The sequence below is a fragment of the Anabaena sp. CCY 9910 genome (assembly GCF_963920875.1).
In the GTDB taxonomy this organism is placed as follows: Bacteria; Cyanobacteriota; Cyanobacteriia; order Cyanobacteriales; family Nostocaceae; genus Trichormus; species Trichormus variabilis.
Genome location: NZ_CAWUDJ010000041.1, coordinates 38,675 through 59,197 on the forward strand (window position 1 = coordinate 38,675; position 20,523 = coordinate 59,197).

24 protein-coding genes are annotated in these 20,523 nt (G+C 42.5%); 6 read left to right on the forward strand and 18 right to left on the reverse strand.

The genetic code is table 11. The features are described from left to right. Nucleotides 1–60: 60 nt before the first annotated feature. From ACM5QX_RS23405 to petB, 10 genes are all read right to left on the reverse strand, one after another. Nucleotides 61–585, reverse strand: coding sequence for a tetratricopeptide repeat protein (locus ACM5QX_RS23405; protein ID WP_011320169.1), 525 nt, complete (start codon nt 583–585; stop codon nt 61–63). 203 nt (nt 586–788) lie between these two features. Continuing rightward, nucleotides 789–1,604 (reverse strand): transporter substrate-binding domain-containing protein, encoded by an 816-nt coding sequence (locus ACM5QX_RS23410; RefSeq protein ID WP_414755739.1) that lies wholly within the window; start codon nt 1,602–1,604, stop codon nt 789–791. Between the two features lie 12 nt (nt 1,605–1,616). Continuing rightward, complete coding sequence (gene rplT / locus ACM5QX_RS23415) at nt 1,617–1,973, reverse strand: 50S ribosomal protein L20 (RefSeq protein ID WP_414755740.1); 357 nt, start codon at nt 1,971–1,973, stop codon at nt 1,617–1,619. A 26-nt stretch (nt 1,974–1,999) separates the two neighbouring features. Beyond that, nucleotides 2,000–2,197, reverse strand: a complete 198-nt coding sequence (rpmI, locus tag ACM5QX_RS23420) for a 50S ribosomal protein L35 (RefSeq protein ID WP_010997577.1) — start codon at nt 2,195–2,197, stop codon at nt 2,000–2,002. An 83-nt stretch (nt 2,198–2,280) separates the two neighbouring features. Next, entirely contained in the window at nt 2,281–2,652 is a 372-nt protein-coding gene (locus tag ACM5QX_RS23425; protein ID WP_414755741.1) for a hypothetical protein, read from the reverse strand. An 83-nt stretch (nt 2,653–2,735) separates the two neighbouring features. Further along, complete coding sequence (locus ACM5QX_RS23430; RefSeq protein ID WP_414755742.1) at nt 2,736–3,902, reverse strand: glycosyltransferase family 4 protein; 1,167 nt, start codon at nt 3,900–3,902, stop codon at nt 2,736–2,738. A 63-nt stretch (nt 3,903–3,965) separates the two neighbouring features. Next, the gene (locus tag ACM5QX_RS23435) at nt 3,966–4,970 is read right to left on the reverse strand and encodes a GDP-mannose 4,6-dehydratase (RefSeq protein ID WP_011320164.1); all 1,005 of its coding nucleotides are present in this window, start codon (nt 4,968–4,970) and stop codon (nt 3,966–3,968) included. 378 nt (nt 4,971–5,348) lie between these two features. Next, on the reverse strand, nt 5,349–5,792 hold the full coding sequence (locus tag ACM5QX_RS23440; protein ID WP_414755743.1) for an ATP-binding protein: 444 nt from the start codon (nt 5,790–5,792) through the stop codon (nt 5,349–5,351). Nucleotides 5,793–6,115: 323 nt separating this feature from the next. Next, on the reverse strand, nt 6,116–6,598 hold the full coding sequence (gene petD / locus ACM5QX_RS23445; protein WP_011320162.1) for a cytochrome b6-f complex subunit IV: 483 nt from the start codon (nt 6,596–6,598) through the stop codon (nt 6,116–6,118). 170 nt (nt 6,599–6,768) lie between these two features. Further along, nucleotides 6,769–7,416 carry a cytochrome b6 gene (petB, locus tag ACM5QX_RS23450; protein WP_010997571.1) on the reverse strand — a complete coding sequence of 216 codons (648 nt, stop codon included), beginning with the start codon at nt 7,414–7,416 and terminating at the stop codon, nt 6,769–6,771. Between the two features lie 368 nt (nt 7,417–7,784). Here petB and ctpA point away from each other — a divergent pair, with 368 nt between their 5' ends. Continuing rightward, a complete protein-coding gene (gene ctpA, locus ACM5QX_RS23455) occupies nt 7,785–9,038 on the forward strand; it encodes a carboxyl-terminal processing protease CtpA (RefSeq protein WP_414755744.1) in 1,254 nt (417 codons plus the stop codon). A gap of 178 nt (nt 9,039–9,216) precedes the next feature. Here ctpA and ACM5QX_RS23460 read toward each other — a convergent pair whose 3' ends face one another. After that, nucleotides 9,217–9,903 (reverse strand): MBL fold metallo-hydrolase, encoded by a 687-nt coding sequence (locus ACM5QX_RS23460; protein ID WP_414755745.1) that lies wholly within the window; start codon nt 9,901–9,903, stop codon nt 9,217–9,219. Between the two features lie 348 nt (nt 9,904–10,251). Between ACM5QX_RS23460 and ACM5QX_RS23465 the strand changes: the two genes are divergently transcribed. Continuing rightward, a complete protein-coding gene (locus ACM5QX_RS23465) occupies nt 10,252–11,727 on the forward strand; it encodes a site-2 protease family protein (protein ID WP_011320159.1) in 1,476 nt (491 codons plus the stop codon). Between the two features lie 241 nt (nt 11,728–11,968). Here the strand turns inward: ACM5QX_RS23465 and ACM5QX_RS23470 are convergent, their stop codons facing one another. The 7 genes from ACM5QX_RS23470 to ACM5QX_RS23500 all read right to left on the reverse strand — a co-directional run bounded on the left by ACM5QX_RS23470 (nt 11,969) and on the right by ACM5QX_RS23500 (nt 16,123). Beyond that, nucleotides 11,969–12,478, reverse strand: a complete 510-nt coding sequence (locus ACM5QX_RS23470; protein WP_414755746.1) for a YceD family protein — start codon at nt 12,476–12,478, stop codon at nt 11,969–11,971. A 163-nt stretch (nt 12,479–12,641) separates the two neighbouring features. After that, on the reverse strand, nt 12,642–13,160 hold the full coding sequence (locus ACM5QX_RS23475) for a protein jag (RefSeq protein ID WP_011320157.1): 519 nt from the start codon (nt 13,158–13,160) through the stop codon (nt 12,642–12,644). A gap of 3 nt (nt 13,161–13,163) precedes the next feature. After that, nucleotides 13,164–14,306: a membrane protein insertase YidC gene (gene yidC / locus ACM5QX_RS23480; protein WP_011320156.1), complete on the reverse strand. Its 1,143-nt coding sequence runs from the start codon at nt 14,304–14,306 to the stop codon at nt 13,164–13,166. Nucleotides 14,307–14,512: 206 nt separating this feature from the next. Continuing rightward, nucleotides 14,513–14,896, reverse strand: coding sequence for a PH domain-containing protein (locus ACM5QX_RS23485; protein WP_011320155.1), 384 nt, complete (start codon nt 14,894–14,896; stop codon nt 14,513–14,515). Beyond that, complete coding sequence (gene rnpA, locus ACM5QX_RS23490) at nt 14,883–15,305, reverse strand: ribonuclease P protein component (RefSeq protein ID WP_414755747.1); 423 nt, start codon at nt 15,303–15,305, stop codon at nt 14,883–14,885. Before rnpA ends, ACM5QX_RS23485 begins: the two co-directional genes overlap by 14 nt. A gap of 25 nt (nt 15,306–15,330) precedes the next feature. Next, the gene (rpmH, locus tag ACM5QX_RS23495; RefSeq protein ID WP_010997562.1) at nt 15,331–15,465 is read right to left on the reverse strand and encodes a 50S ribosomal protein L34; all 135 of its coding nucleotides are present in this window, start codon (nt 15,463–15,465) and stop codon (nt 15,331–15,333) included. Nucleotides 15,466–15,610: 145 nt separating this feature from the next. Beyond that, nucleotides 15,611–16,123, reverse strand: a complete 513-nt coding sequence (locus ACM5QX_RS23500) for a DUF2808 domain-containing protein (protein WP_414755748.1) — start codon at nt 16,121–16,123, stop codon at nt 15,611–15,613. 731 nt (nt 16,124–16,854) lie between these two features. Here ACM5QX_RS23500 and ACM5QX_RS23505 point away from each other — a divergent pair. From ACM5QX_RS23505 to ACM5QX_RS23520, 4 genes are all read left to right on the forward strand, one after another. Then, nucleotides 16,855–18,012: a Re/Si-specific NAD(P)(+) transhydrogenase subunit alpha gene (locus ACM5QX_RS23505; protein WP_414755749.1), complete on the forward strand. Its 1,158-nt coding sequence runs from the start codon at nt 16,855–16,857 to the stop codon at nt 18,010–18,012. An 81-nt stretch (nt 18,013–18,093) separates the two neighbouring features. Beyond that, complete coding sequence (locus ACM5QX_RS23510) at nt 18,094–18,387, forward strand: NAD(P) transhydrogenase subunit alpha (RefSeq protein WP_414755750.1); 294 nt, start codon at nt 18,094–18,096, stop codon at nt 18,385–18,387. Then, nucleotides 18,384–19,787, forward strand: a complete 1,404-nt coding sequence (locus ACM5QX_RS23515; RefSeq protein WP_414755751.1) for an NAD(P)(+) transhydrogenase (Re/Si-specific) subunit beta — start codon at nt 18,384–18,386, stop codon at nt 19,785–19,787. The genes ACM5QX_RS23510 and ACM5QX_RS23515 overlap by 4 nt, the downstream gene beginning before the upstream one ends. Before the next feature lie 268 nt (nt 19,788–20,055). Further along, nucleotides 20,056–20,508, forward strand: coding sequence for a hypothetical protein (locus tag ACM5QX_RS23520; protein ID WP_414755752.1), 453 nt, complete (start codon nt 20,056–20,058; stop codon nt 20,506–20,508). The last annotated feature ends 15 nt before the right edge of the window (nt 20,509–20,523 follow it).

Here is a 20,523-nt window from a genome sequence, read left to right on the forward strand (position 1 = left end):
TACCCGACTTCTTTGAGAAGTCGGGTATCTAGAATCTAGGGGATCTAGGATATAGAAGCATCAAGCAGTTACTAAACGCCGCAAAGATTCCGCACGACGTTTAGCAGTAGCGTTATTGGGGTCACATTTAAGTGCTTCTTCATACATTTGCAAAGCCTGAGCAGTCAATTTTTTCCGCTCATAAGCATGACCCAAATTATTCAAAGCTACTACATAATCGGGTTTAAATTTTAGCGCTTCCTTATACTGACGAATCGCTAAATCATACTGCTCTTGAGCAAAATAGGTGTAACCCAAACCATTATAAATAGGTGCAGTATTTTCTTCTCCTTCTTCTTCGGCTGCTTTCAGAGCCTTTTGAAACAAAGGTATAGCTTGTGTATACACTTTTTTCTCTGAATAAATACACGCTAACTCAAAATATTCTTGAGCCGTACCCTTGTCTTTACTCAATTTACTACGCAATCGAGATAAAGCACTTTCACGCTTACGAGTTTTGAACAGCTGGCGGAAAACACTCACAACCGCAAATCCTAGTATACCCACCAACACGGAGAGATAAACAACCGCTAGACTGTTATCCATTGTCTTCAAATCAAATTATTAAAGTGTCTTCTATCTCTATTATGGGTCTTTGAGGGACTCTTAAGAGGAGGGGGAGCAGGGGAGCAGGGGAAGCAGGGGGAGCAGGGAGCAGGGAGCAGAGGGAGCAGGGAGCAGGGGAAGTAAAGAAGAATGACTATGGACTGTTGACAACTGACAACTGACAACTGACAACTGACAACTGACTATTGACTATTGACTATTGACCAATGACTAATCCGTTCTTTTAACCAACCTTGAGCGATGTAACGGGCGATCGCTTCGTTAACTTCTCTTCTCAATTCATCGTACTGCAATCCTTTGGGCATGACTACAGATAAGGGTGCTGTGGATAGTTTTGTGGGTAATAGGCGATATTGAGGATTGTCTCGCACCCAACCACTCAAGAGGCTACCATCGGCGGCGAAAGCGGCGACGCTATTATTTTCTATTGCTGCTTGCGCTTCTTGGTAAGAATTCACTCCCACTAACTCGGCGCTGGGGATGTAGTAACGGACTTCGGCGATGGTGCTGGAATTATTCAGGACAGCAATTTTTCGCTTGGCTAAATCATGTATTTGCTGTACAGTTGCATCTTTGGTAATTAAGTAAGTGCCATCCATGTAGTAAGGAACACTGAAACTTACCAATCGTGAGCGTGATTCTGTGGCGGTGACTCTAGCGATCGCTAAATCAACTTGATGATTAAATACTACAGCTAGGCGATCGCGATTATTTACGGGTTGCAATTTTACAGCGTCGGCGTTACCTAACAAATCAGCCGCTAAACGCTTGGCTAAATCAATTTCTAAGCCTTGTAAGTTGCCGTTAGCATCTTTAAAACCCAACAAAGGCAAATTATCCTTCACGGCTATAGTTATGTAGCCTCGGCGCTGAATTTCTGGCAGTTCGGCGGCAGATGCAGCGAGTCCTGTGGCCGAAATCATGAAACAAATAATGATGGCGGATAATATCAGATGTAACCGACTAATTATTTGCCATCTGTTACATCCGTTATTCATCCGTTACCATCCTTAACCTTTTGCTTGACTTGCCAACTCTGCCACTTTGCCGAAGCTAGCAGGATCGAGGACTGCCAATTGTGCCAACATTTTTCTATTGAGTTGGATGTCGGCTTTTTTCAAGTTACCGATTAACTGACTGTAGCTTAATCCATGTTGTCTAGCGGCAGCGTTAATCCGGGTAATCCACAGGCGGCGGAAATCGCGCTTTTTCTTTTTGCGATCGCGGTAAGCACTGCGGAGTGCCTTCATTACCTGTTGGTTAGCGGTTCTAAACAAAGTTGAGTGAGAACCACGGAAACCTTTAGCTAGTTTGAGAATTTTATTGCGGCGTTTACGAGCAACGTTACCGCGTTTTACGCGAGTCATATTTTATTCCTGAAAAAATTACAAATTTACAAATAAGGCAGCATTAAACGCACGTTTTCTTCGTCGCGCTCGTTAACAATTGCCATCTTGGAGAACTGGCGCTTCTTGTTGGTGGTTTTGTGTTCTAAAAGGTGGTTTTTGAAAGCTTTGCGGCGCACGATTTTACCAGTACCGGTGGCACGGAATCTTTTGGCTGCGGCTTTGCGTGTTTTTAGTTTAGGCATGGATTGGCTCTAATTCGACACAATCCCTCATTATATACTATTAAGTTCCTCTGGCTAGAGAGGTCAGCAAATATATCAACTGTTCATTCTTCCAATCGTTGGGATGGAACTTCTACTGCTGTGACATCAATTGTGCCTTCTGGGGCAAAGCGTTGAAAATGTCCCTTTTGTACAGTTAAGTTTTCTCCGCAATTAGGACATTGCAACTGGCTATTATTTAAACCTGTAAATTCGTAACTACAGACGGGACATTGATCAGATACTAAATTGCGTTCCAGCCACCAGCGAAACCCAAAAAACGCCACAACAGGCGCTAAAAACAACAATCCCACTATAATCAACAAGGAATTTACTAACCAGCCCAAACCCAAGGAAGCTAGTAACCAAGCAATAGCTAACAGCGTCAGCCAAGGGCGGAAGTTTAAAAGATTCAATTGAGAATTGTTAAGGCTCATTTTAAATACTATCTTGCTCTCCTTCTAGGATAGCGATTTTGGTCATTAGTCATTAGCTCTGATTCTGGACTATTGACTATTGACTATTGACTCCGGACTAAAGACAAAAGCTGCTTTTGTAAAGCATCCATTCCGAAAAGTGCGATCGCCTGTTCGCGCAACCACTCTCCATCACAACGTTTATCATCTCCTTGAAGAATTTCTAAACAAGCTGCGGCTACGGCTTCCGGGTTGCGATGGGGAACTCGCCAACCCAGTTTACCATCCTGCAAGGGGTCAGCCGAACCGTCATCATCACCGGACAGCACCGGGACACCACAAGCCATTGCTTCTAGATAAACAATCCCAAAACCTTCTTGTGAAGGCATAATATAGGCATCAGCTAGGCGGTAATGTGCCATTAATTGTTCAGTAGGGACAAAACCTGCAAAAATTACGCGATCGCTTACACCTAAATCTTGGGCTAACTGTGCCAATCTTGGTTGGTCATCACCACGACCAATCACTAAATATTTTACTTCTGGGAACGCCTGGATAATTTTTGGCAATGCCCGAATTGTGACATCCACGCCTTTGTATATATCTCCTGACCACAATCGCGCTACGGTCATTAATATTTTGGCATCGGTTAAGCCATATTTCTCAATTAATTCTGGCTGTTTTGCTCCTGGAGTAAATTTATTGCCATCTATGGCGCAAGGCAACATTTTCACCTTATGAGGATCTATACCATTAACAGCACAGGCGCGATCGCGGCTATAACGACTAATCGTCCAAATTTCCTTGGCGGCTGCTAAAGCACGGCGTTCTTGATTTTTTAACGGTTCCCAAAATTCTTTGCCATAGGTGAGGATAGTGTAGGGAATACCTAACGGTTGGCAAAGTGTCTGTACTAAAACTGATAGCTTAATATGTCCACAAAAGACCATCTGTGGTCTTCTCTGCAATAAAAATTTTAGTAGCACCCCAGCCATTTTGATTCTGCCTATTTGGGGTGATGGATTTTGGAAGTAATGAAATTTTAAATTATTAGATGTAAAAGGGTTTGAGCATTCAGGGCTATCCCTTAATAGCAATACTTCTGCTTGATAACCTTGACTCAGTCCTGAATATGCCCGAAAAATATCCTTGACATAAGATTGAATTCCCCCTTCCTGTTTAAAAACCTCTAAGAACAAGAAGATATGGTTAGCTTGTTCACTAGAAGTTGTGCCTAAACTTATTTGTTCTCCCACTGTATCAATTGGCATTGAGATTCTTTTTATTGATTTTTAGAGATAGTACGGTGATGAGTGCAAATGCGCTACGGTATCCTAATCTACCAGTAATTTTCCTTCTGGTGCTTGGGCTATATTACCGCTTTGTAATCTTTCTACATCCGTTTGCACCATTTTCTCTAAAAGTCCCTCAAAGCTAACTTCCGTTTCCCAACCGAGGTTCCTTTTCGCTTTGATAGGGTTAGCCACTAGCTGAAAATGCTCATCTTGCCTGAGCAAATCTGTATTAATCACTACATGATTTTGCCAGTTTAAGCCCACCGAATCAAAAGCGATAGACACTAATTCTTTGACACTATGCAGTTTTCCCGTACCTATTACGTACTCTTCCGGTTCCTCTGCTTGCAACATCAGCCACATAGCTTTGACGTAATCGCCAGCAAATCCCCAATCGCGTTTAGCATCTAAATTCCCCATTTCCAAAGTCTGGGCTAAACCCAACTTAATTGATGCAGCAGCCAAAGAAACTTTACGCGTAACAAATTGAGGCGGGCGTAAAGGTGATTCATGGTTATATAAAATGCCACTACAAGCAAATAAACCATAGCGCTGTCGGTGATGCACCATTGTCCAATGGGCGTGTAGCTTTGCGGCTGCGTAGGGATTTTTGGGGCGAAAGCTAGTTTCTTCATCTTGAGGAGAAGATAAAACATCCCCAAACATTTCGGAACTACTAGCTTGATAGAATCTTGTAGATAAACCAACCTGTCGCACTGCATCTAACAGTCTGGTAGCAGTCCCAGTAATCAAATCCAAAGTTCCTAGTGGGTCTTTCCACGAATCAGGCACAAAACTAGGTGCAGCTAAATTATAAATTTCTTGGGGACGCAATTGCTCGACCGCATTCAACAATGCTACAGGGTCTCTCAAATCAACATTATATATTTCTACCTTGGTTGCCAAATCCCCTAACTTTGCCAAATTCGGTTGGCGATGTGGTGAAACTAATCCTACTACTCGATAACCTTGATTGAGGAGCAAATGACTGAGATAGTAGCCATCTTGACCAGTAATACCTGTAACTAGGGCTGTTTTAGTCATATTCTCTTCCCTATCTCCTCTTTGACCAATAAAGAGCTACAGCAGGCTAGGGAAGAATTACTGAGGGTTTATTCTATCGATAAACATCTCAGTTCAATTTCCCGCCTACAATAATTTTGCCTAATTTTAACAAAGCATTCACAGCAACTCGTATGCTAACTCTACTACTATAAGTATAATTTTTTATACAAAAATGCTTTAAGTGAAAAGCACTCTACTCGGTTAATTGAAGTTTTGGTAGTTTTGGTAGGGTGCATCAGTATGAATAGTTTCTGAGTGTGGTTAGGTTCTATCCCACTGATGCACCCTTGTATATTTTTCATATTTTTTATCTAGATGTGCCTAAGTAAAAATTATTACTCATCTTCCCTCATTTCCCTAATATTGCCCTTCCTTGGCATACTTAACTATGACCAAACAATTTCTACCATCCTCGCTACGTTCATAGACTACACGGTCAGCCAAGCGTCGGAGGAGAAACCAGCCATAGCCTCCCACCTGTAGAGTACCTGGTACTGGTTCAGCGATCGCATCAGGATCGAACGGGTTGCCATGATCCCAAATTCTAATTTCTATTTTGTTAATCCATAGACTGACCTCAATTTCTATGGTCGTTTCTGGCGGTAAAGTACGATGTGCATGACGAACTGCATTTGTAAAACCCTCCGCTAGTGCTAAGTTGAGGCGATAAAGTTGACCTTCTGTCCAGCCGAGTTGAGACAGATATTTTAGGGAAAAGTCCTCAAACCATTGTTGTACTTGGTTAAGGAGCTTCAGTTCGCTCTTAATTGTTAAATGGTCGTGCTGCATTATGCCAAGCATTGACCGTAGGTTTCATGTAATTATGAGTAAGAATTTTATGTAATCTATCGTCTTCAGTCTATTTTAGTTTTTGGATGATTTTTTGTATCCAAAGCTAAAAATTTAATTTGGTCATTAGTCATTGGTCAACACTAGGAACTTTATCTCAGCAACCCCTATCACTAAAATTGACACCTGTGTGGTGTTTTCAAGAGCGCATATCCTTGATATGAATGGCATTTTCGACTACATACACCTTTAGGGTGATTTGTCATTAGACATCATAACTTCCAGATATGCGCTCCTGAAACCTACAGGTGTCAAGAAGCTTCTAGGTGACTAGCTTAGAACAATCCTAAGGTCAAAGATTTGTCCAATGGTAACGCAGCACCAATACCCAACCACAGAGTTACCAAGGTTCCAAACAAGAACACTGTGGTTGCAACTGGACGACGGAAGGGGTTTTGGAACTTGTTGACGTTCTCTATGAAGGGAACGAGGATTAGTCCCAAAGGTACAGAAGCCATTGCTAATACTCCCAACAATTTGTTAGGAAGCGATCGCAAAATTTGGAATACTGGGTACAAATACCACTCTGGTAAAATTTCCAGTGGTGTAGCGAAAGGATTTGCTGGTTCGCCTGTCATAGCGGGGTCTAGTACGGCTAGAGCCACGATACAAGCGAATGAACCCATGATTACAATTGGGAATACATACAGCAAGTCGTTGGGCCAAGCTGGTTCACCATAGTAGTTGTGACCCATGCCTTTGGCGAGTTTAGCTCTTAACGTAGGATCGCTCAGATCGGGTTTTTTTTGTGTAGCCATTTTTGAATGCGCTCTCCTGCTTAAAATTCAGTTAAAGCCTTGGTCAAACCTTTATTGAGGTTTTTAACAGCTTTGAGTTTCAGATACTAGTGTTTTTGACTTATGAGTCTTAATTGCTGATTTTTCATCAGTTTAAAACAAACTACTGGCTCTGAGAACTGGTTGCTGGATTACAAAGGCCCGGAAATACCTTGCTTGCGGATCATCAAGAAGTGGAACAGCATAAATACTGCAATCAACCAAGGTAGTACAAATGTGTGGGCGCTGTAGTAGCGGGTCAGGGTTGCTTGACCAACACTGGAACCACCACGCAGTAGGTCGGAGATGAGTACACCGACTACAGGAATCGCTTCTGGTACACCACTAACGATTTTCACAGCCCAGTAACCTACTTGATCCCAAGGTAGAGAATAGCCTGTAACACCGAAAGAAACGGTGATGACAGCTAGGATCACACCACTTACCCAGGTTAATTCACGGGGCTTTTTGAAACCACCAGTTAGGTAGACGCGGAAGACGTGCAGAATCATCATCAACACCATCATGCTGGCAGACCAGCGATGAATGGAACGAATTAACCAACCGAAGTTCACCTCGTTCATGATGTATTGAACGGAGGAGTAAGCTTCAGCAACTGTTGGCTTGTAATAGAACGTCATAGCGAATCCAGTGGCAAACTGGATTAGAAAGCAAACTAGGGTAATACCACCCAAGCAGTAGAAGATGTTGACGTGGGGAGGGACGTATTTGCTTGTGACATCTTCAGCAATTGCTTGGATCTCTAAGCGTTCCTCAAACCAGTCGTAAACGTTGGCCATACAATCTCAAGTTCCTAAAAATCGGTTGCGGTTGATTCAATCTCCCAATTGGCAATTTTGGGATTTTCTTTTAAGAGGAGTTTTTCGTCTGTTTTTCACTCTTGCAGAATGTCAAGAGTTTTCACAAACTTAACACTCTGTAAATATGGAATATATTGCGTTCTCTTTGCAAGCCAACCCGATTGGTGGGTACAAAGTAGATCATAATCCTTTTGGTAAAGGGGATGCACTAATATCAGCTGCCTTAACAACTTGATGAGAATAATGCACCACTTCTATAAAAAAAGTAACATAGTCGAGAGATAGATTTCATTATTGATCATGCAACTGGGCAATTCTAGGCAATTTCGGTTGAGGTAAAACTGCAAATGGGGTTCATGCAAAAACAGTTTTTTCGGCTAGGATTTTCGCTATTGGTGGCTTTGAGTTTGGCTGTAGGAGTAGTAGTTCAACCAGCCACAGCATTGACAGAGGAACAGAAACTAGTTTCGGAAGTGTGGCGAATTGTCAATCGCTCTTATTTGGATGAGACGTTTAACCATCAAAATTGGGCGAATGTGAGACAGAAGGCATTGGAAAAGCCCCTTACAGACCATAAAGCTGCTTATGGGGCGATTCAGAATATGCTCAAGACTTTAGGTGATCCTTTTACGAGATTTTTAGACCCTGAGCAATACCGCAGCTTACAGGTTAGTACTTCTGGAGAACTGACCGGAGTGGGTTTACAAATCGCCTTAAATCCACAGAGTGGAAAGTTGGAAGTGGTTTCTCCGATTGCGGGTTCGCCAGCAGATCAAGCGGGTATTAAACCGCGCGATCACATTGTGAAAATTGAAGGCATTTCCACGACAGATTTGACTCTTGATGAAGCAGCCACCAGGATGCGCGGCCCCATAGGTAGTTTAGTCACCCTTGTAATTGAACGTGACGGAGAAGGGGAAAAAGAAATCAGAATAGTGCGCGATCGCATTGCTCTTAATCCTGTTGTGGCAGAATTACGTTCATCCCCCGAAGGTAAGTCTTTCGGCTATCTTCGCCTCACTCAATTCAATGCCAATGCCTCAATGGAATTAGCACACGCTATTTCTAGTCTAGAGAAAAAAGGTGCTGCTGCCTACATTTTGGATTTGCGAAATAATCCAGGCGGTTTACTGCAAGCCGGCATTGAGATTGCCCGTCAGTGGTTAGATTCCGGCACAATTGTCTACACTGTCAATCGCCAAGGTATTCAGGGTAGCTTTGAAGCCTTTGGCCCTGCTTTGACAGATGATCCATTAATAATTTTAGTTAACCAAGGAACCGCCAGTGCTAGCGAAATTCTCGCCGGCGCACTCCAAGATAACGGTCGCGCTCAGTTGGTGGGTGAAACTACCTTTGGCAAGGGTTTAATCCAGTCTTTATTTGAATTATCCGATGGTTCTGGCTTGGCGGTGACAATTGCTAAGTATGAAACTCCTAATCACAGAGATATTAACAAGTTAGGCATTAAACCGGATACAGTTGTTACCCAGCAAATACTCACCCGCGATGAAATTGCCACAGAAACAGATTTGCAATATCAAGCAGCATTGGATCTGTTGAGTAAAAATTCTGTAGTAGCCGGGATTGGGAATAAAAGCTAGGAGGCTGGGGGAGTGATAAGTTCTCAGTAACTCCCCACTCTCTTAAGGAAAGACCAAAACATAAATTATGCCAAATTGACGATTAGTAGGGTGCGTCAGTATGAATAATTTCTCGGTACAGCTAGTTTTTTTGCACTGACGCACCCTACACTTGAGACATTTTTTGATCTAGAAGTCCCTAAATTAGCGGTTGTGTTTGGAGTAAAGCTTTTAAATCCAAGGAGGATAGGCGCTGGTAGGCTGTATCTATAGAGCGTTTACCTCTGAGGAAACCAGTGTTAGCACCGGGACAGATGTATTGCAGGGTTTCTGGGGTAAAGGCTTCTAAGATTGTTTGTAAGCTCTTAATTTGTCGGGGCCAATGAAAAGTTTTAGCGGTGCGTAACGGAACGGGTTCGCCTTGTTGGTTGGGAAGTAAATGGCGACCGGAAAATAGTACACCGCCCTGGTAGTTATAGTACAAGCAAGAGGAGCCTGGAGAGTGTCCGGGTGTCCAGATAGCTTTGGCTGTGGGGGTGAGGTCAAATTCTTGAGTGAAGGTAGTAACAGTTAAGCCTGGTAGCAAATAGGCTTCTTGTTCTTGAATCATAACTTCACAGCCATAATTTTGTTGAATTTCTGCTGTTCTCCCAATAGCGCCACGATGGGTGAGGAATAGCCATTTTACGCCACCATGCGATCGCAAAAAATCTAAATTTGTTTGGTCTAAGGCGGGACAATCTATGAGGATATTCCCTTCATTTCCTACAATGAGATAAGAGGTTCCCCCTAATGTGTCCCGATTTGGTGGAAAAGCAAAAATACCGTCCAAGACATCCCGTGGTGACTTAGCTACATGACTAGGCTGTTGAGGTAAGGGACACATAAGAAAAAACCAAACCTGAGGAGTTATGAAAATATAGTTACAGAGTTGAATTTGTTGTTGTCAGTAGTCAGTGGTCAGTGGTCAGTGGTTTTCGATGGGTGAAGACTATTCAATCAGGGGACGAGGTATGAAACCAGATCCAAAAACAACTGATCTTCCGGATTCGCCAGTTACTCATGGGGGAAACGCCCAAGACCTTACTGGCTCACAACTGACAACTGACGCGCCAAAAGTTAATCAACCTTGTTGAACTTTATCTAAAAATCTGGGGTCGCGGGTCGGCTTTGTAGCGGTGGCTGTGGTGCTAACACTACTTGCACGGCACTTTTCAAAATTACTGTAGAAAACATGACATTCTGGTTTCTCCTCCTATTGGGAATAGCTACTTATCTGATGGTGCAGCGCAGTGTTGCTAACATCACCAAAACACCCATCTGGCTGTTATGGCTGGTGTTGATGACACCTGCGTTGGTTTTAACTGGATGGACACTAGTTTATGGGGTAAAACAACCGCCGCCGCCAGCACTGATATTTTGGCCGTCAATTATCTGCCTTTTGTTATACTGGCTTTTGTTTCAGTGGGGACGGCAATTGCCGAGGGATACACAAACTGCACCCCAAACCACAGAATCACAATCGGCTAATCATCCTACCGCAGAACCAGTGCCTGTACGTCCCATTGAACCCACGGAAGAAACCCAGCTGCGAAACTGTTTTCCCTGGTCTATTTACTACGTCCAAAACATTGAGTATAGACCCCAGGCGGTGATTTGCCGAGGGCAGTTGCGAACTACACCAACTCAAGCTTACCAGCAGATTAGAGCTAACATTGAAGCTCAATTTGGCGATCGCTTCTTGCTCATCTTTCAAGAAGGATTTAATGGTAAGCCGTTCTTTGTATTGGTTCCCAACAGCCAAGCTGCTAAAGCTAATGCTAGACAATCCGAGCCATTAACACGCCCAGGGTTGGCTTTATTACTGTTAGTGGCTACTTTGGTAACTACCACTCTGGTAGGTGTAAAAATCGCCGGGATTGACCCTACAAGGCTGCAATCTGACCCGAAATTACTTTTACAGGGATTACCCTATGCTTTAGCTTTAATGACTATCTTGGGTATCCATGAGATGGGTCATTACTTCACCGCTAGATTCTATAAAATTCGCTCGACCCTGCCCTACTTTATCCCCATACCTTTTTTCTTGGGAACTTTTGGTGCATTTATTCAAATGCGGAGTCCAATTCCCAACCGTAAGGCTTTATTTGATGTTGGTATTGCTGGACCTCTAGCCGGGTTCATCGCTACATTACCGCTAGTTATTTGGGGTTTGGCTCATTCAGATTTGGTTCCCCTGACTGAAAATACTAGTTTGTTAAACCCTGATGCACTGAATCCTAAATATTCAATCCTTGTGGCTTTACTGGCTAAATTAGCTTTAGGAAGCGCCTTAACAGCAAAATTAGCGATTGATTTACATCCAGTCGCAGTAGCTGGTTTTTTGGGATTAATTGTCACAGCATTAAATCTTATGCCCGTGGGGCAATTAGATGGTGGTCATATTGTCCATGCGATGTTTGGGCAAAGAACTGCTATGTTTATTGGTCAAATTGCCCGCCTGTTGCTGTTGTTGCTGTCTTTAGTTCAATCTGAATTTTTCGTATGGGCAATTATCTTATTGTTCATTCCCTTAGTCGATGAACCAGCTTTAAATGATGTGACTGAATTGGACACCAAACGCGATATTTTAGGTTTGTTGGCAATGGCTTTATTGGTGATTATTGTGCTACCCATGCCAGAGGCGATCGCTAATTTATTGCAAATCTAAATATCACAAGGAACAATTTATTTTGCATATAAAGCAGGTTATACCGTTTCTTGATGTAGCTTGTCTGGCGTAGCCATAGATGCACTTTATTCTGTACTGTAGAGACGTTGCATCAACGTCTCTACATTATTTATTTGGCGCAGCTTCATCTTGGTATTAGTAGTAAAAACTTTAATTGTAATTTTCCTCAGTACTAAAGTCTTTACTACAAACACTTGTAAATTGCATTGGCAAAATATTATTATCCAGGTAACTGTTTCTTCAGTGCCTTCAAACCAGACCAACGATTATCAATTCCTTGATCTGAACTTTCAGCGCTATTATCAGTTAAAATTCCCGGACAATTAATGTCACATAACTGACGTTGTGGCAGCGCTAAACACATTTGTTCATACAACCATTCGCTGGGATAAAAATAACCATTAGGCGATAAGGTTTCTAGCAAATCTTCCATCGCTACTTCCCGTTCTAAGGGTAAGTTTTGCTCTTGCTCGACAGCCTCATCCAACCAAATAACTTCTTGAGTATCTACAGCTAAACGCTGATTGTACTGCTGTAAGCAGCGATTGCAGGTGCAAGTAATAATTGCTTCTGCCTTAGCCGAGACTTGCAGGTAATTACCATAGTGCTGCACGCGGACAAGGCCACGTACAGGTGTCAAAGTCTCTAACCCTGGCAGAAACTCTTTAACTTGAACTTCCTCTGTCCGCTCCGGGGCTTTAGTTAGCTGCGGAATAAAGATTGCGTCCATAGGATTTGTAAAACATCATTACAAGAATTTATGTCAATCATCAGCAATTCTGCTGATAATCCATTTTTAGTTTAGCTTTTAGGAAGAATAAATATGCAGACTGGGGATTGGGGACTAGGTAAAATATGTGTTTTCTAACCTCTAGCCTCTAAATTCTAGCCTCTCATAATTCATTCACAGCCGGACGCACAACTAAATGACGATGGGGTTCTTTACCACGGCTAAAGGTTTCTAAATCGCCAAAGTCTTTTAGGAAAGTGTGTACTAAACGCCGTTCCGCAGAACTGAGGGATTTAATCTCTACTTCTTGACCTGTAGAACGTACCTGCTCGGCGGCTGTTTCTGCGATTTGTTGAATTTCGGCTTGTCGTTTAACCCTATAACCGTTCAATTCCACGGTGTAGGAAGCTTGTCCTTCCTGGGGTTGATTGATATTGAGAGTGGAATTAACTAAATACTGAATTGCATCTAATACAGAGCCGTCAGCACCAATTAAAGTTTGAATTTGCTGTGGGTTTAAATTAGTTGCGTCAATTGTCAACCAGTAACCATCTGTTTCTTGGGAATCTTCGTTGTGAGATTGAGCAGTTTCTACACTACCGTGAATCTCAGCTGATACCCCAGTGAGTTCCAGCAGTGATTGTAACCACTGCTGACCTCTCTGCATGGGATTATTGCTCATTTATTAACCTGTGGTCTTTTTCTTGGAACTTTTTGGCTCAAAAGGTAATGTCTTTTGTTCAGCCTGCGCTTGTTTTTCCTGAGTTTCTACAATTTTTTGTATTTCCTCTGGTAAAGGTTCGCGGGAGAGGATATAGGTTTGTAAGGTTTGGAAAACGTTACCAATCACCATGTACATGAGTACACCAGCCGGTAGAGGGAAGAACAAAAACATCCCAGAAAAGATCACGGGAGTGATTTTGTTGACCGTATCCTGTTGAGGATTTCCACCGCTAGAATTTTGCCCAGAAAGCATTTGGCTAAAGTACAGGCTGATACCAAAGAAGACGATCATTCCCACGATATCCCAGTGGATGGTGTTATCGGGGTCGATTGCGCCTACTCTACCTAAAGCATCAATGAATAAAAATCCTTTATCTGCCGCTAATCCGGGAATTGTACCCTGAATGGTGACATCTCCTGGCTGTAAGGCTTCTATATTGCCCTCGGCATCGATTTTAATTCGGTCTTCACCCTTGGTAATTTTCCATTCAGGCGAAAGTTTACTCTCTGGGTGTTCGGCCAATAGAACTGGGAATGGTTTACCCTCTAGGGTCTGATATTGAATTTTAGTTTTTTCGCCTACCGCTAACTTATTACCACCAGGGAGGATGGCTGTAACTTTGGTATGCTCCCCATCGGCAATGTAAATATTTTGGGGGGGAGTGGCGAATGCTTGAGGTTGGATACGTTCGATTTGCTCAGAGGGGAAGATTTGCAGGTTAACAGAGTAATTTACTCCAGCAAATGGTGAACCCCGCAAAGTGGCAAACAGAGCCAACAGGACTGGCATTTGCAGCAGTAACGGCAAACATCCGGCTAAGGGGTTACCAAACTCCTTTTGGACGTTCATCATTTCTTCTTGCTGCTTTTGCGGATCATCCTTATAGCGCTCTTTGATTTCTGCCATCCGCTTTTGCATGAGGGGTTGCACAATTCGCATTTTCCGCATATTGCGAATTTGACCAGCACTCAGGGGATAGAGCGCGAAGCGGATTATCAATGTTAAGGCAACGATCGCCAATCCATAGCTCGGCACAACGCTATAGAAAAAGTCTATGATCGGCAACATGACGTTGTTCGAGAGAAACCCGATACCAAAATCCATTATTCTGAATTCAACCTGAGGTACTGTAAACTGAACTGAATCTAATTTATCTAAATCGGGATGACTGTGGGACTATCTTCTGCTACGGATAGCCGCACAAGATGATAAATGGGGAGTAGTGAGTAGTGTTTGGTAATGGGGAATTTTCTGAATTTTTTATTTTATATAAGCAAATCTTCTATTCCCTACTCCCCACTCCCTATTCCCTACTTCGCAGTATATTGAGGATTTCTGGCAGCAATTTTGTCATTAATGTAGTCATAAACTTCGCGGAAATTGGGAACAGCCCGCAGTTCTAAACGACTACCGTTTCTTAAAGTAACTACCATATCTCCCCAAATGCCAAGACCACGGGGAACTTTGACTATCTTGGTAATTTCTGAATAAATTACGTCTGAGCGATCGCGTCCCATCCAACCACCCATCACAGATATTCTGCGATCGGTGATGCGGTAGCGTAACCATAATGCTCTCACAATTGCTCCAACTGCTAAGGGAATACCTACAACAGTTAGCCCAACTAGTATATTCAAAATTAGATCCCCAATGTGGGGGCCGCCTTCATAATAAACTTCTTCACGAATGCCCATGTAATACCTCAGTTTGTGCCAACAACTGCTCTAATTCTTGCAGAAATTGCTGGCTTCCGCACTTACTTTCTGCGGCTGTTGGCTTCACAATTACTACTAATTTCCACCCTGGTGCTAATCTCGGCAATAATTGCTGCATAGCAGCCGTAATTTGCCGTTTTATGCGGTTACGCACAACCGCTCTCTTACTAACTTTGGTACTAATCGAAACACCAATAAGCGTACTAGGTATATCTTGTACGTCATCTACTGGTTGGGTTTTGGCGGCAGTATCCAAAGAAGACTTTTTGGCAGATGACGGTTTTAATGCTCGCAATGTGAAATGAGAGCTGTTTCGTCTCAGCCCTTCTCGGAAAACTGCCTGAAAATCATGCCGGGATTTTAATCGATTTGCTTTGGGCAATGCCACAGCTATTCTTTGCGCCTAAAATACCCTACACGCTCAAACGATGACGACCTCTCTTTCTTCTGGCTCTGATGACGTTTCTGCCATCTGGAGTCCGCATTCTGGCACGGAACCCAGAAGTTCTTTTTCTTTTACGGTTTGTCCCACCAAGCGTTCTCTGCATACTTTTGTCCTCTTAGACGATTTTTTATAAAAAATCACAATCTATTATCTTATCACTGTGGATAGCTAATAGTCTATAAAGAGGTAATTAGGGAGTAGTAGGTGCTGAGTCAGCATTTATCCCTAGATTACCTTTATCTTCTCAATTAATTGATACTTAAAATCCAGGTTCCCAAGTATCGTAGTAAGGGGACATCTCCCGGTGAGAGAATTTGACAGTTGAAGTAAAAAGTTCCGCCAAATGCTGGGTTACGTACATTGGAAAGGACTAACTCTACTCTGCTACCTGCTGGTACTGGCTCTTCTGGGAAAATCTCCAACAGACGACCTTCTTTATCCCATTTCACTTCGGAGACAGGAACTTTTTTGTCTCCCACTCTGATTTCAATATCTTTGGTATCAAAAATTCCTTTATAGTAATCCGGGTAGGTAATGGCAAATTGAGCAGCTGCCAATTTCATTTTATTGGCAGGAATCCTTAATATATATCTATCCCAGCTATTGCTCTGTCCACCAAAATCTAAACGAAAGGGCAGCTGATTTTCGCTTTTAACACCACTAAATAATGTAAATCCAGGTAGACTTTGTGCCGAGGTAATAGTTGGTAAACCGGCTATTACACAACTAGTAACGGCTAAAGCTGAAAGTAAACGTTTCATAGTTAGGCTCCTCCACCAAGGTAATTTTATAGATATCACGAGACTTACGTATAAAAGCACTCAATCTAGGTTTTACGTAAGGTTTCTGTTAGTTTTGCTTCATGTGATACACTTTAGACGTTCAGTGGAGGCAAAAAGTGCCATTTTTTCTGGAATCACAACTGTTAGTAAAAACACTAGTACTTAAAGTAAATAGAAACACACTTAACAAGTGATTTTGTTTCTAAATATGTACAAGTGTATCTTAATTTAGGTTGTTTGTTATAAAAATTGAGCTATCTAATTAGCGATCGCCTGTTAAGTTGAGATAGATTAGTAAAAATCAGCTTGAATCATATCAATAACCATTCAAAAAATAACTAAACATTTGTTAGAAAACAATCAAGCTAAAAAAATATAAGTTTGCTGAATATTGCGGTATGTAATAGAAAAGAAACATAAAAATTTTGCAATCCCGAAAATAAGCTAAAGAGAAGGATAAAACTTGGGGTATCAAAATAGAATTTGCAATATGTAAGCGATTGGCAACTATCAGCAAATTGGAAATTTTGCCAGATGCTCAGAAAAGCTTTGTCTGTTGCATCACCAGAGTCAAGGGGAACGCTCAAGTTTCAATCAAAAAGGAAAATCAATTTTTCATAGCTCAAAGAAAGAGCCATGAGTAAATGACATTCCTCATAAGCAAAGTTGCAGATTTTGCAGAGATTAGGTATTTATCTTCAGGAGATTTCATGAGAATAGCCGTTGCTAAAGAAATTGAAGTTTGTGAACGACGTGTAGCCTTAAATCCTGACACTGTTGCCCGATTGGTAAAACAAGGTTTAGAGGTGTGGGTAGAAGCAGGCGCAGGAGAGCGATCATTTTTTGATGATGCTGCCTATGTAGCAGCAGGAGCGACAATTGTTGGTGATGCTGGTAAATTATGGGGCGAAACAGATGTTTTGTTGAAAGTTAGCCCACCACAAGAACGGGAAGATGGGCGCTTAGAGATTGATTTATTACGGGAAGGTGCTGTTTTAATTAGTTTCCTGAATCCCTTGGGTAATCCGGTAGTGGCGCAGCAACTAGTGAATCGTAAAGTCACAGCCTTGAGTATGGAACTGATCCCCAGAACTACCAGGGCGCAATCGATGGATGCTTTATCTTCACAAGCGTCACTGGCGGGTTATAAAGCGGTATTAATTGCGGCGGCGGCGTTACCAAAATATTTCCCCATGTTGACAACAGCCGCAGGGACAATTGCCCCAGCGAAAGTATTTATTATGGGGGCTGGTGTAGCGGGATTGCAAGCGATCGCCACAGCTAGACGTTTGGGCGCAGTGGTAGAAGCCTTTGATATTCGTCCGGCGGTGAAAGAAGAAGTGCAAAGCTTAGGGGCAAAGTTTGTCGAAGTCAAACTCGAAGAAGAAACCACAGCCCAAGGTGGTTATGCTAAAGAAATTTCTGAAGCCAGCAAACAGCGCACCCAAGAAGTCGTCGCCGAACACGTCAAAAATTCTGATGTAGTCATTACAACTGCCCAAGTACCAGGTAGAAAAGCACCATTGCTAGTTACAGCAGAAATGGTTGCACAAATGAAACCCGGTTCAGTGATTGTAGATTTAGCTGCTGAACAAGGTGGTAACTGTGCTTGTACCGAACCCGGTAAAGATATTGTCTGGAATGGGGTGACAATTATCGGCCCGATTAATCTCCCTTCATCAATGCCAGTCCACGCCAGCCAATTGTATTCCAAGAACCTCACATCTTTGCTGCAATTGCTCATTAAAGATAAAGCATTACAAGTAGATTTTACCGACGACATCATTGATGCTGCTTGCATTACTCACGCTGGGGAAATTCGCAATCAACGTGTCAAAGATGCGTTGCAAGCTGTGGTAGTTCGCTAATAGGTAATAGGTAATAGGAAAGATAAATCCCTAATACCCAATTACCAATTACCAATTACCAATTACAAAAAGGAGTTTTAAATGACAGAGGCATTAATTGCAGCTTTGTTTGTATTTGTGTTGGCATCTTTTATTGGCTTTGAAGTCATCAACAAAATACCACCCACTCTACATACACCCTTAATGTCAGGCTCAAATGCAATTTCTGGCATTGCTGTGATTGGGGCGATAGTAGCAGCCGGAGAAAGAAACACCAATTTATCTGTAATTCTCGGTTTGATTGCCGTTATTTTGGCGACAGTCAACGTAGTCGGTGGGTTTCTCGTTACCGACAGAATGTTGCAAATGTTCAAGAAGAAGGAGATGAAAGCGTGAGCGACTTTTTACCAACTGGAATACAGCTGACGTACTTAGTCGCTGCATCCTTATTTATTCTAGGTTTGAAAAAATTAGGTTCTCCGGCGACAGCGCGTAACGGGAATGTAATTGCGGCTGTGGGGATGTTGTTGGCAATTGTCGCCACAATGTTAGATCAGCACGTCCTCAATTATGAAATGATTTTGTTAGGTTTAGCGATTGGTTCAGGTATTGGTGCGATCGCTGCCTACAAAGTCCAGATGACAGAAATGCCCCAAATGGTGGGTTTACTCAACGGTTTGGGCGGTGCGGCTTCCGCCTTAGTTGCTGTGGCTGAGTTCTGGCGGTTATTGGATGCAGGCGCACCTGTACCCTTAGATGTCAATATTTCCATGTTATTGGATGTGTTGATTGGTGGTGTCACCTTCACAGGTAGTTTCCTCGCCTTCGCCAAATTGCAAGGATTAATTAGCGGTTCGCCAATTACCTTTCCGTTACAGCAACCATTTAACCTCTTGCTTCTGGGTGCGTATCTAGCGGGAAGCGCCTACTTAATCGTCACACCAGATAGCCTACCTGTCTTCTTAGCAGTCGTTGCTGTTTCCCTAGTTTTGGGCGTGATGTTCGTCATCCCCATTGGTGGGGGCGATATGCCAGTGGTAATTTCGCTGTTGAACTCCTTATCAGGTATCGCGGCGGCTGCTGCTGGTTTCGTGGTGATGAATAATATGTTAATCATCGCCGGTGCATTGGTGGGGGCTTCCGGTTTAATTTTGACGGAAATCATGTGTAAAGCCATGAACCGTTCCCTATTTAGCGTCCTGTTCAGCGCCTTTGGTTCAGGAAGCGCAACTGGTGGTGTTGGGGCTGCTGGTGCAACAGATCAAACCGTCCACAGCATCGATCCCGAAGAAGGGGCGATGATGTTGGGTTATGCTCGTTCTGTGGTGATTGTCCCTGGTTATGGGATGGCTGTAGCTCAAGCACAGCACAGTGTGAGAGAGTTGGCAGATCAATTGGAACGGATGGGTGTTGATGTTAAGTATGCCATTCACCCTGTAGCTGGGAGAATGCCCGGACACATGAATGTGTTATTAGCTGAGGCGAATGTGCCATACACCCAGTTGTATGACATGGAAGATATTAACCCCCAATTTGAGCAAGCAGATGTGGCTTTAGTGATTGGGGCAAATGATGTAGTCAATCCGGCGGCGCGGAGTGATACTGCTAGCCCAATTTATGGGATGCCAATTTTGGAAGTAGATAGAGCGAAGCACACTATTGTAATTAAGCGCGGAATGAGCGCAGGTTTTGCCGGTGTAGATAATGAGTTGTTCTACAAGGATAAAACCACAATGCTTTTTGGTAGTGCGAAAGATATGGTGGCGAAGTTAGTTTCAGAAGTGAAGCAACTTTAGGGAATTAAAAATTATTTATAGAGTTTGCTTGCCTTGGAGGTGTGATGCTTCTGAGGCAAGTTTTTTTAATATTGTTCGCGCATCCGACGAAGTCGTTCTCGTTCGCGTAGCGTCTCCGTTAGGAGAAGAGTAGGCGCATACCGCTAAAGCGGAACCCGCAGAGTAGACGCAAAGTAAAGAAGTTTATAGCTATAGCCCTAGACATTTCTGTTATTACCAATTATTTTTGATTTAACAAAGATTGCTTTTTAAGCATAAACACTTAAATATGAATAATTCAATTTTTTTTGATGATGCACTTCTAGAAAAAAGAATTGATATTTTTTATGGATATGGTAATTATCAAGGAAAGTACTGGTTTATTGGCATGGAAGAAGCAGGAAGAGGTTTTAAAGACGTTAATCACAGAATAAATATATGGGCAAAAAGAGAAGAAAAAGAAATAGATGATGTTGCAGAATACCATATAGATATGGGATGGCCAGAAGGTTTTCAAGCAGGTGCGCCAATACAACCAACATGGAAAGGATTAATTCGTACAGTATTAACTGCTAAAGGACAAGAGATTCTCTCTAAAGAAGATATTCGTCAATACCAAATAGAGGAACTTGGTAGGGAACAGAAAGAGACTTGTTTATTAGAATTATTGCCTTTACCGTCACCATCTATTAACGATTGGATCAGAAATGTTGAATGTCGTAATAAAACTTTACATATTTAGATATGGTAGTGTTAT